Genomic DNA, 10,655 nt, shown 5'->3' with positions numbered 1-10,655 from the left:
ATGGGTGTCTGGTGCAGCTAGTAACAAGAGAGCACGTACCCTGAGAAATAACGGGCGTAGAGAGGAAGAAAGTTTACAACAAACAGCGAACAGTCCGTATTTTGACAAGGTATTTTACCTTAACGGAGGAGTATATTCCCTTGACAATTGCCTTTTAATGGGTGTCCCCATTTTTTCATCCGCCTACGAAAAGGGTAAATACTATAAAAAGAATTCCTATATTCACCAATAATGCTGAGAACATGGCAGGTAAAACTCGATATTTCTTCATTACTTTCAACATTAGACTGACAATTAAGCAACCCAGAGGCCCTACAATAATACCACATATCATGGGCAAAAGAATACGATCAAAAAAGCTAAATACTTCTCCTGAAACGAATGAGCCAAATACAAGATTAGCAACAATAACCGACAAACCAATCGTTATACCATATACCCATAACAAAATTTTGATCGTTGAGTTGGAATTAAATTTCATCTATTTTGACACCTCATTCTCACAACAATTATTACCGTTATTTGGTGTATAGCAGTCAGGCTAAGCCCCTTTATCCAGCTACCTGTATCACCTCACCATTATAGATCAGGCTGAATGTGCCAAATAGTATATCCGGGAAGTGATTGTTTCCTCTATTTTTCTTCTCTATAATAAGTGCTTTCTTCGACTCAGATCAAAAAACATGTAACTGATCACAGACCCCATCTTTGCATAATCGCGGTTTCCCAAGTAGATATCCTAACAGAGTCTTCCAAAGAGTGAAGCCAGATATTCTGTCCCTGCCTGTCCTGCCAGTTTGGAGTGACACCAAGAAAATACAGACCAGTGACGAGTCAGTGTCAATGCATATGCGCTGGGTAACTACACACAAATGCTGTCAGCTGAACTTAGGGTCACGAAAAAAATACATTTTCCAATCTTGCTTGTCTCTCAACTCGGTAACATCGTCGCGCCATTGGCTCAATACGGTCAGTATGGAACCATTGACGCGACGATGTTACCAAACCGATATCCTACGCAATTTTTGGATATTTATTATTTTCCGCGCCCCTAAAAAGCTCGCATTGCTGCGCACAGTAAACAATCACTACCCTCCCTGCAAAAATTGACTTAGCCCCCTGGAGTGAATTCCAACCCACAATCAAATTAAACAGTCTTTTCAAATCCTTAACAGGAAAGACGGCCATCGTTTTATTCCTTGTACGATTGTTCCTCCATGTGATACAGTTTTTCAAGGCCCTCCCTTTTGTACTTTATTTTCAGGCAACTGAAACCTTCTTGAAGATTCGCTTTACTCTTGAGTATTCGGACCCACGGGAGGCCTCTTTCTGAACACTTCAAGCACCCATGCAACGTAATCTGCACCTGACAGCCCACAACAAGGTATACAGCAGATGGCCATGAACACCGAAGAGATCAAAAAAAAGATGGCAGAGAGAGGCGTTTCTCCCGGAGCTATCGCCCACTTTCTCTCCTGCAGGGAATCAATCATTGACGGGGTCGTCAATACAGAACAACTGCGCTGGAATGATATCATTCCCTTTGGTGATGCAGATGTACAACAGATAGATGAGAATCAGGATACCTTCCGTCAGTATAAGAAAATCGGCGAAAACCATCTGGAGCATGCAGTTGTAATCAAACTCAATGGAGGACGTTCCACCTCCATGGGCGGTGCAATACCGAAGTGCTTTGTGGAAGCCAAAAACGGACGCAGTTTTCTTGACATCTGCATGCAGCGGATCATGCACCTTAACGATTGTTTTAAGGTAGAAATTCCGCTGGTTCTGATGAATTCCTTTTTCACCAACGAAGTGACTAAGGAAATAGTCGGTCGCACCCCGCTGATGATTCTCAACTTCATCCAGAACGAGTACCCCCGTCTGCTGGTCAAAGGGATGTCTCCACTGGATACGGGTGGAGAAGAAGATTGGTGCCCGGCCGGACACGGAGACTTTTATATCAGCTTCTACGAATCAGGACTTCTCGACAAGCTGCTTCAGCTGGGTTATCGCTGGGTCTTTATCTCCAACATCGACAACCTCTGCGCCGACATTTCTCCGGCCATTCTTGGCATGATGATCGACAATGGCCACGACTTTATGATGGAAGTGACCCGTAAAACGCCGGTTGATATCAAGGGTGGGGCTCCTGCCTTTATCAATGGGCACCCCGGCCTGCTGGAAATTGCCCAGGTGGAACCGGAACATGAGGCGGAATTCCAGGACATCAACACCTTTCGCTATTTCAACACCAACAACCTGTGGATCGACATGGAGGCAATTCGGGATCTGATCACAAGCAACAGCCTGCATATTCCCACCATCCTCAATCCCAAGACCGTCCTCGGCCACCCTGTCATCCAGATAGAGACGGCAATGGGTGCCGCCATGGGCTCATTCAGGAAACCGGCAGCCATAAGAGTTCCCAGAAGTCGTTTCTTCCCTGTGAAAAAAATGAAGGATCTTTTAATCCTGCAGTCAGATGCATTTCTCCTCAACCAAGAGTTTGAGATTCTTCCCAATCCGCAGCGCCCGGCCAAACTTCCCTTCCTCCCAGAGGTATCGTTCAGAGGGGGATTCATGGCTGACAACGAGTTAAAAAACTGGTTCGCCGATCCAGCCTCTCTCTCCCTTGTCGATGCAGAATCCCTCGAGATTCAAGGCAGGGTCTTTTTTGAGAAAGGGGTCACGGTTCGGGGTCGGGTGAAGGTGAAGCAGACCGGTGCAGGAGAATTCCGCATTCCTGCAGATACCGTTCTTACCGACTGAGGTCCCCCTGGGAATGCCATGACACAGAAGCGTATCAAAAAACTTGAACGGCTAATCAAGCGCCACAGTGGTGCCCAGGATGCAAGAAAAGCGAAGAGGCGGCGTTTTCTCTTTCGAAGCATTGCCCTTTTCGGCCTGCTCCTCAACCGCTTTGTGGAATTGCTTGTCACCATTCCGGTTCTGCTCTTCTTCACCCTGCCGGTCCACGTTGTTTTCCTCATCCGCAAAATTACCCGCGGCAAAAGGGTTTTTCACCCGCAAACGGTTGCCGGAGCCAACGCAAAACCGCTGACCATCTACACCTTTAATACCCCCCGGCCATTGCTGAAAAAACTGGCTCTTTTTTATCACGTCCTCTCTGGACAACTGGCTCTGGTAGGTCCGGAAAGCAGAAAATTATCCGGGGGTCCCAGGGGGCAGAAACAGGCCTATATCAGCACCATCAATCCCGGTGTTTTTTCTCTCAGTTACGTGAGGCGGGCAAGTAAAATTGCACACGAAGGAGAAGAGGCAATTGAATGGGAGTATATGTTCAAAAAGAGCCCTGTGTTTGATATGCTCCTGCTCCTGCGAACCATACCGGCAATCTTTTTCCAGAGTAAAGAAAGGATTGAACTCGACACGCTTGAACTCTTTGGTCTGAAGATCGCCAACATGACCATGGTTGAAGCCATTGGAGCAATCCAAGAGACGATCACAAACAAAGAAAGACGATCCATTTTTTTCGTCAATGCTGACTGCCTCAACAAAATCTTCAGCGACCGCGACTACTTTCAGATTTTACACAGGGAAAATCTGGTACTTCCGGACGGCATCGGCCTCGTTCTTGCCGGTAACATGCTGCAAACCCCACTGAAGGAAAATGTCAACGGCACCGACATGCTCCCTTATCTCTGCGAAATGGCAGCAGCCAATGGATATTCCCTGTTCCTTCTCGGGGGGAGGCCCCAGGTCGCCGAACAGATGGCTGCCAGACTTGCCGAGGTGTACAGGGTGAGCATTGCCGGCACCCACCACGGCTATTTCGACAGGGAGACAGAGAGTGAAAAGGTCATCGCGGCCATCAATGACTCAGGAGCTGAAATTCTCCTGGTTGCCTTTGGGGCTCCGCTCCAGGAAAAATGGATCAGTACGCACAGGGAACAACTTACACCCAATATCCTCATGGGCGTGGGCGGCCTTTTCGACTTCTACTCGGAAAGAACAAAGAGAGCCCCTCGATGGCTGAGAGAAATCGGCCTTGAGTGGGTGTATCGCATGCTCCAGGAACCAGGCAGGATGTGGAGACGTTATGTAATAGGCAACCCCCTCTTCCTCTTTCGGGTCATGCGCTGGAAAATCTATCCGGGCCGGCTCTCTGCTGAGGATTCCACTGAGCCGGTCAATGGAGAACCGGTGATCAATGATGCTGAAAAAAGAAAACAGCTGATTGAGCGGATAGAGGCTGCCACCACCCACCATCCTTCCAGTCCGCGTCGGGCGAAAATGGCGGTCTGGCGGTTTACCGTCGGTTTTTCCTATTTTCTCAAACGTCTTTTGGATATCTCCGTCTCCGTACTCATGCTGGTTCTCCTCTCCCCTCTCTTCCTGATTGTTGCTGCCCTGATTTACAGGGAAGATCCCGGACCGATCTTCTACAGCCAGATCAGAGTGGGAAAAGACGGCCGACATTTTGTTTTTTTCAAGTTTCGCTCCATGGTGATGAACGCCGACAAAATAAAGGAAGAACTCATGGCTGATAACGAATCCGGAGACGGTGTTATCTTCAAGATGAAAAACGACCCGAGGGTAACCAGAATAGGCAGGTTTATCCGCAAATTCTCCATAGATGAGTTACCTCAACTGGTCAACGTCCTCAAAGGCGACATGAGCCTGGTCGGTCCGAGACCGGCACTGCCTGTCGAAGTTGCGGAATATACCCTGGAACAACGAAAAAGGCTGCATATAACCCCTGGAATCACCTGTATATGGCAGGTCTCGGGGAGAAGTGACATCCCCTTTTCCGGTCAGGTGCAGCTGGACATGGAGTACATCCAGAGTTCCAGCTTTTTCAAAGATATCATTATTCTTCTCAAAACCATTCCGGCAGTTCTCACCGGAAAGGGAGCCTATTAACCTTAACAGGATTCTGTCATGCAATACTCGGAGCAACGTGTTGGTACAGTTCTGGTGGTCGGCCTCAGCGGGCGGCTGGATATGGAGGCGGAATATGAACTGCTGCAGTCCTTTGACACCTGGATGGACAGTAAACCGAATTTTGTCTTTGACTGCACCGACCTTGAGTTCATCGACAGTTCCGGCCTCGGTATTCTGCTGCGCATCCTGAAACGGACCATCAGTGCAGGCAAAGACATCAGACTGGCAGCCGTCAATGACCAGGTACGCATGCTCTTTGAGATCACCAGGGCAGATCAGATCTTCCAGCTCTTCTCCACCACGGAGGAAGCGATCGATTCCTTTTCCGAAAATTGATCAACGGAACTATCACAATGAAAGGACTTATACGTATCAGCGAGGCAAAATGCAGCTGGTTGCGCGAGCTGGTGCCGGTGTACCATCCAGCCATGATCCCGCTCTGCAACAAGCCCCTGCTTGAATATCTGTTGGAGTTCTGCATTCTATGCGGAGCAGACAAGGTGCGATTTGTCTTTGACTGCCCTGATAACACAATAGAAGACTACTTCAGCACCGGCAACCGCTGGGGGGTGGAAATCTCCTACAGCGCGATGAAGGAAAACGATTGTCTGGAGGATATTCTCAAGAAAAACAGCGGGTTTTCCGGTGGCTCCCCCCTGCTGATCCTGGATGGTTTCTTCTTTGTCAGATTTGACAAGAATGGTACGTATGAAAAGTTGTTTGATCCCCAAGGCGGTACAACCGAACTATGCTGCGACAGTGGTGCGATACGCTTCCAGGGGGAGAGTGGTCCTCCAGTCATCCTCAAAGCTGCTGAGGGGCTGCATCTGAGCATCAATCCACTTCAGGGAATCAGTAATCTTTTGACCTTGTCCATGGATATTCTCTCCCAGGATGCCCACCAATACATTCTGCCGGGCTACAACAATGAAGAGGGCGTGTATATAGGGAGAAACGTCGCCATACCGAAAACTGCCAAAATCAGCAAACCCATCCTCCTGGGCAACAACGTGCAGATCGGAAAAGGATGTGAGATCGGTCCGATGGCTATTATGGGCAATAATGTCATCATTGATTCCGGCACCGTGATTTCACACTCCATCATACTTGATAACACCTACATTGGTGCAGACCTGACCATCAGGGAAAAGATCATCCAGAGTAATATGGCCATTTCGGCGGAAAGCGGCAAAGCGTTCCAGTTCGTGGACCAGCATCTTCTTTCTGGCATCCGCAACACAAAAAGGAATCAGCCGCTCAAAATGGTGCTTCACTGGTGTTTATCCCTGATTCTCTATGTTCTGGCCATTCTTCCGGCCACTCTGTTACGGCTTTTGCTGAAAAACAGCGGCAACTGGTATCAGGAGAAAAACAGTATCCTCCTGGCCGATGGAAAAGCGCTGACAGTTGACCGATATACCGTTACAACGGCATCGTTTCTTGCCAAAATCGCCAGGGGACTTGCCATGGACAAGGTTTTTCTCCTTCCCCAGGTTCTCAACGGCAGACTTGACCTGGTTGGCAACAAACCCCTGCAGGCGACGGCAGAGGGCAAAATACTCTTTGACGACTTTGCCAACTACCTGCCAGGAATTTTTTATTTTTCCGAAGCCGAAAATATTGCGGAGGGAGATTTCCAGGAGGAGATAACCGAGCGCTTCTTTGCAGCCAACCGCAGCCTAGTCGGGGATATCAAGGTTATTTGCAAAACCCTTATCAACCGCTGGTAACCATAGGAGAAAAATCATGCCCATACAAAGCAGTCAGGTTGGAGACGTCACCCGGGTCAGAATCGATGACCGTCTGGAGGCTGACACTGTCCAGGAATTTCGCAATGCCATGTCCCGACTCGCAGATGAGGGAAACATCAAGATAGTGCTTGATTTCGGCAATGTTTCTTTTGTCGACAGTAGCGGACTGGGGTGCATTGTCTCAGCTTTGCGCCAGTTCCGCCAGTATGAGGGTGATATCAAACTGGCCTGCATCACGGACAATATTCGTCCCCTGATAGAGATAGTCCGCCTGCACAGGGTTTTTGATATCTACGACTCCGCAGAAGAGGCCGTGAAAAGTTTTGGTTGAGAAGGAGGCCAGTATGGAGACCTTGGAACTGACTTTTCCTCCCTCCACCAGGTATGTGCGGGTTGCAGCCCAATTCGCTGCCAATACAGGCTCTATCTTCTGCAGTGACATAACAGAACCAGAGACAGTCAAAAAATTCCTGTCTGTTCTTGAACTTGTGGTCAGCGAGGCCTGCACCAATGCCGTTAAACACGGCTCCAATCCAGACAGCAAAAAAGATGTGATCATACGGATCAGTCTCAATGAAGAAGCCATGATAGTCAAAGTCAAAGACTTCAATGAGCCTTTCGATTTCAGCAATATCAAAGAGCCTGATCTGGAGAGTCACCCGGAAAACGGGTACGGTATCTTTCTCATGCGCAGCTTCATGGATGAGGTAAGCTACAATCACGAGGATGGGTGGAACTGCATTACCATGGTCAAAAAGAAGCCGATACAGGAAACAAGAAACGAGCACACCAATTAAGGATTCACCGCAAAAAACGGAGTGCCAATGAAAGTATCTGTCATCATTGTCAGTTACAATACCAGGGATATATTAGCCAAATGCCTGCAGGAACTGCTCGATAAATCCGGCGAAGAGGAAATGGAAATTTTTGTCGTCGACAACTGTTCAGCAGACAAATCCGCCGACATGGTGGCAAGGGATTTTCCCCAGATACAGCTCATTGCCAACCAGGAAAATCGCGGTTTCGCAGCCGCCAACAACCAGGCATGGCAAAAAGCGACCGGAGATTTTATTCTCCTGCTCAACCCGGATGCCTATATCAAACACAATGCGGTCTATATCGTCCGCAGGTTTCTCGAATCCCGTCCGGAGTGCGGAATCTGTGGCGGCAGGCTGATAAACCTGGACGGTGACCTGGATCCATCTGCACGCCGCTTTCCCACTGCCTGGTACAAGCTTCTCACGCTCACCGGGATCAGTGCCAGGTTTCCTGATTCCAATATCCTTAACCGTTACAACTTCGGAGGGTTTGCCCACGACCACGCTATAGAGGTAGACTGGGTTCCCGGCACCTTTACCATGTATCGCCGGGAACTCCTGGAAAAGACGGGTCTGTTTGATGAACGATTTTACATCTACTACGAAGAAACCGACCTCTGTCTCAACGCAAAAAGAGACGGTTGGAAGGTCTGTTTTATTCCGGAAGCCGAGGTCCTCCACATTGGCGGAGCCTGCAGCAAAACACGAACAGACAAGGATTATGATCCCGCAGCTTCCCAGGTTCTGATTTTCAGAATGCGCAGCGAGTGGCTCTACTTCCGAAAAAATTATGGTCTGCTAGCTGTTCTGGCCAATGCCGGAGTCGAATGGTGCTGGCACGCGTTGCGCTATCTTGCCAACTGTATACCCGGCAGGAACAACAGGGCAGCCAAAAGAAAATCCTCGGCCACCATCATGGCAAAGATCCAGACTTCTCTGCAAGAAACACAATTTGGCAGCGTCTCGCCGCCTGCACCATGGTGAAAGATTATGTTTGACAATATCCGCCAGGACTTACAGACATATCAGGGTGACTGGGGCTGCCAGGGCTTCTGGGTGATGGTAGTCTACCGCTTTGGCAGATGGCGCTATGGCCTGAAGCCTCTGATCATACGCAAAATTTTCTCCTTTCTATACAAATTCTGTTTCAAACTCATCCAGATTATCACAGGTATTGAACTGCCCTGCGAAGTTCCGGTGGGGAGGAATTTCCGCATCGACCATTTCGGCGACATTATTATCTCCGGCTACGCAAGCTTTGGAGATGATTGTGTTCTCCGCAACGGAGTTACTGTCGGCCTCAAGAATGTGGACATCACGGCAGCACCCAGAATCGGCAACCGGGTAAACATCGGCGCAGGTGCCAAAATACTTGGGCCGATAACCATTGGAGACAACGTTGATATCGGTGCAAACACGGTGGTACTCAGTGATGTTCCGGACAACTCCATTGCCGTAGGGATTCCGGCCCGTATCATTTCAAAAAAAAGAAAAAAACAGTTCGTGTTTCGGTGACCAGAAAGTGGGGAAACTCCAAACAATGCGGCAACTCCTGCGACATTTCCGCTCTCCCCGGATGCTTTGCTTTTCCGTACTCATGCTAATACCGAGCCTTGCGTTTTGCCAACAGCTGGGTATCAACCTGGCAGGACTGCATGACTGGAACTCCGAACTTCCCTTTGTCGACTTTTTCCGTCTTTCCCGTTCCTGGGTCAGTCAGGAGAACGGAAAACCTTGGGGCAAGGGCCCTGCCCTTGAACTCGATCAACAGGGATGGGTAAAGAGACTTGCCCCCGGCTGTTGGGTGGAAACCTGCATTCTCAATATTCGTGGTGGGCACTATCCCCATGGCACCTACAACCTGTTCTATGATGGAAAGGGCAAAATAGATATCAATAATGTGGACGGAGCCTTCAGACAGATCGGAAACAGAGTCGTGTTTGAGGTCACCGGCGATGAAAATATCATCTGGATACAGGTCAAAGAGACCGATCCTGCGGATTACATCAGGAATATCCGGGTATATCCGCCGGGTTCCTCTGAAAAAGACGGCCTGCTTCGTCTCGGTTTTCTCCATCGCTGGCTAGGGGTTAAGGCGGTCCGTTTCATGGAATTTATGGCAATCAACAACTCCGGGGAACAATTCTGGCATCAACGGGCCAAAATCAACGACGCCACTTGGACCACCCATGGTGCTCCCGTGGAAGTGGCGGTGACAATAGCCAACAGTCTTCATGCCGCGCCCTGGTTTTCCATCCCTCACATGGCAGATAACGACTATGTCCGGCATTTTGCCCAACTGGTCAGGGAGAGGCTGAACCCGAACCTTCCGGTTTATATCGAGTATTCAAACGAAACGTGGAACCCCATGTTCAGCCAGACGCTGTACTGTCGTGAACAAGGGATGGCAAGAAAGCTCAGCCACAATCCGGTCCAGGCCGGACATCGCTATGCGGTTCACCGGTCCCTGGAAATTTTTCATATCTGGGAGGAAGTACTTGGCCCCACCAGGAAACTGATCAGGGTGATTGGCGGTCAGGCGGCAGCCCCAGCAGTCAACGAGGAAAGACTCAAATATCGCAACGCCTGGCGAACAACGGATGCCCTGGCCATTGCCCCGTATCTCATGCTCACTGTCTCTCCGGATTCTACACCTCCACTTGCTGCGGTGCGAAACTGGTCGCTTAAACGTCTTGAGCGCGAACTGGCAGAAAATATCCTGCCCAGGAGCACAGTATGGATGATGAATGGAGAGAAGACAGCAAAACAGTACGGTGTTTCGCTTATCGCTTATGAAGGAGGACAACACCTTGTAGGCATGCTGGGTGCAGAAAACGACGGACAATTAACCCGTTTGTTCCAGCAGGCCAACCATGCTCCCCAGATGGGCAGACTCTATGACCTCTACCTCGATCAATGGCAGAGGATCAGCTCGGACGGTATGATCTGTCTCTGGCTCTCCACTGAAATCTGGTCAAAATGGGGCAGCTGGGGCCTTGCTGAGTATTATGACGACGAAGTGGAAAATTCTCCTAAGTTAAAGGCCTTCCTTACCAGAATCAGATCTGACAGTGGTAAGCTTGAAGGGGGGTGTCGGCAACATTAAGCATGAACACGGCCAAATTACCGGTATCATAAAGTAACCTTCATATCCGGGTAATTACAGCAACAGCAGATA

10 protein-coding genes are annotated in these 10,655 nt (G+C 49.2%); 9 read left to right on the top strand and 1 reads right to left on the bottom strand.

The features are described 5' to 3' along the window. Nucleotides 1-175: 175 nt before the first annotated feature. Entirely contained in the window at nt 176-481 is a 306-nt protein-coding gene (locus G493_RS0118630; protein ID WP_028581616.1) for a hypothetical protein, read from the bottom strand. 920 nt (nt 482-1,401) lie between these two features. Here G493_RS0118630 and G493_RS30085 point away from each other — a divergent pair. The 9 genes from G493_RS30085 to G493_RS30070 are packed head-to-tail and all read left to right on the top strand — an operon-like array spanning nt 1,402 to nt 10,583. Further along, a complete protein-coding gene (locus G493_RS30085; protein ID WP_051309547.1) occupies nt 1,402-2,772 on the top strand; it encodes a UTP--glucose-1-phosphate uridylyltransferase in 1,371 nt (456 codons plus the stop codon). Between the two features lie 18 nt (nt 2,773-2,790). Beyond that, entirely contained in the window at nt 2,791-4,887 is a 2,097-nt protein-coding gene (locus tag G493_RS0118615; protein ID WP_051309545.1) for a WecB/TagA/CpsF family glycosyltransferase, read from the top strand. 18 nt (nt 4,888-4,905) lie between these two features. Then, nucleotides 4,906-5,244 (top strand): STAS domain-containing protein, encoded by a 339-nt coding sequence (locus tag G493_RS30080; protein WP_035275109.1) that lies wholly within the window; start codon nt 4,906-4,908, stop codon nt 5,242-5,244. A 17-nt stretch (nt 5,245-5,261) separates the two neighbouring features. Next, nucleotides 5,262-6,638, top strand: coding sequence for a glycosyltransferase (locus G493_RS0118605; RefSeq protein ID WP_028581614.1), 1,377 nt, complete (start codon nt 5,262-5,264; stop codon nt 6,636-6,638). A 16-nt stretch (nt 6,639-6,654) separates the two neighbouring features. Next, nucleotides 6,655-6,990 (top strand): STAS domain-containing protein, encoded by a 336-nt coding sequence (locus tag G493_RS0118600; protein ID WP_028581613.1) that lies wholly within the window; start codon nt 6,655-6,657, stop codon nt 6,988-6,990. Between the two features lie 13 nt (nt 6,991-7,003). Next, nucleotides 7,004-7,456: an ATP-binding protein gene (locus G493_RS30075; protein ID WP_051309543.1), complete on the top strand. Its 453-nt coding sequence runs from the start codon at nt 7,004-7,006 to the stop codon at nt 7,454-7,456. Between the two features lie 27 nt (nt 7,457-7,483). Continuing rightward, entirely contained in the window at nt 7,484-8,461 is a 978-nt protein-coding gene (locus G493_RS0118590; protein ID WP_035275106.1) for a glycosyltransferase family 2 protein, read from the top strand. Between the two features lie 6 nt (nt 8,462-8,467). Next, nucleotides 8,468-8,992 carry a serine O-acetyltransferase gene (locus tag G493_RS0118585; RefSeq protein WP_028581611.1) on the top strand — a complete coding sequence of 175 codons (525 nt, stop codon included), beginning with the start codon at nt 8,468-8,470 and terminating at the stop codon, nt 8,990-8,992. 7 nt (nt 8,993-8,999) lie between these two features. After that, nucleotides 9,000-10,583, top strand: a complete 1,584-nt coding sequence (locus G493_RS30070) for a hypothetical protein (RefSeq protein ID WP_153306585.1) — start codon at nt 9,000-9,002, stop codon at nt 10,581-10,583. The last annotated feature ends 72 nt before the right edge of the window (nt 10,584-10,655 follow it).

The organism is Desulfogranum japonicum DSM 18378 (assembly GCF_000429945.1).
GTDB classification, from domain to species: Bacteria; Desulfobacterota; Desulfobulbia; order Desulfobulbales; family Desulfobulbaceae; genus Desulfogranum; species Desulfogranum japonicum.
Note: the sequence above shows the minus strand (reverse complement) of the source record. Positions and strands in the feature narration are given on the sequence as shown.

Coding starts and splice junctions, on each gene's coding strand:
- G493_RS0118630 (WP_028581616.1), bottom strand. CDS start 481: ATGAAATTTAATTCCAACTCAACGATCAAAATTTTGTTATGGGTATAT.
- G493_RS30085 (WP_051309547.1), top strand. CDS start 1,402: ATGAACACCGAAGAGATCAAAAAAAAGATGGCAGAGAGAGGCGTTTCT.
- G493_RS0118615 (WP_051309545.1), top strand. CDS start 2,791: ATGACACAGAAGCGTATCAAAAAACTTGAACGGCTAATCAAGCGCCAC.
- G493_RS30080 (WP_035275109.1), top strand. CDS start 4,906: ATGCAATACTCGGAGCAACGTGTTGGTACAGTTCTGGTGGTCGGCCTC.
- G493_RS0118605 (WP_028581614.1), top strand. CDS start 5,262: ATGAAAGGACTTATACGTATCAGCGAGGCAAAATGCAGCTGGTTGCGC.
- G493_RS0118600 (WP_028581613.1), top strand. CDS start 6,655: ATGCCCATACAAAGCAGTCAGGTTGGAGACGTCACCCGGGTCAGAATC.
- G493_RS30075 (WP_051309543.1), top strand. CDS start 7,004: ATGGAGACCTTGGAACTGACTTTTCCTCCCTCCACCAGGTATGTGCGG.
- G493_RS0118590 (WP_035275106.1), top strand. CDS start 7,484: ATGAAAGTATCTGTCATCATTGTCAGTTACAATACCAGGGATATATTA.
- G493_RS0118585 (WP_028581611.1), top strand. CDS start 8,468: ATGTTTGACAATATCCGCCAGGACTTACAGACATATCAGGGTGACTGG.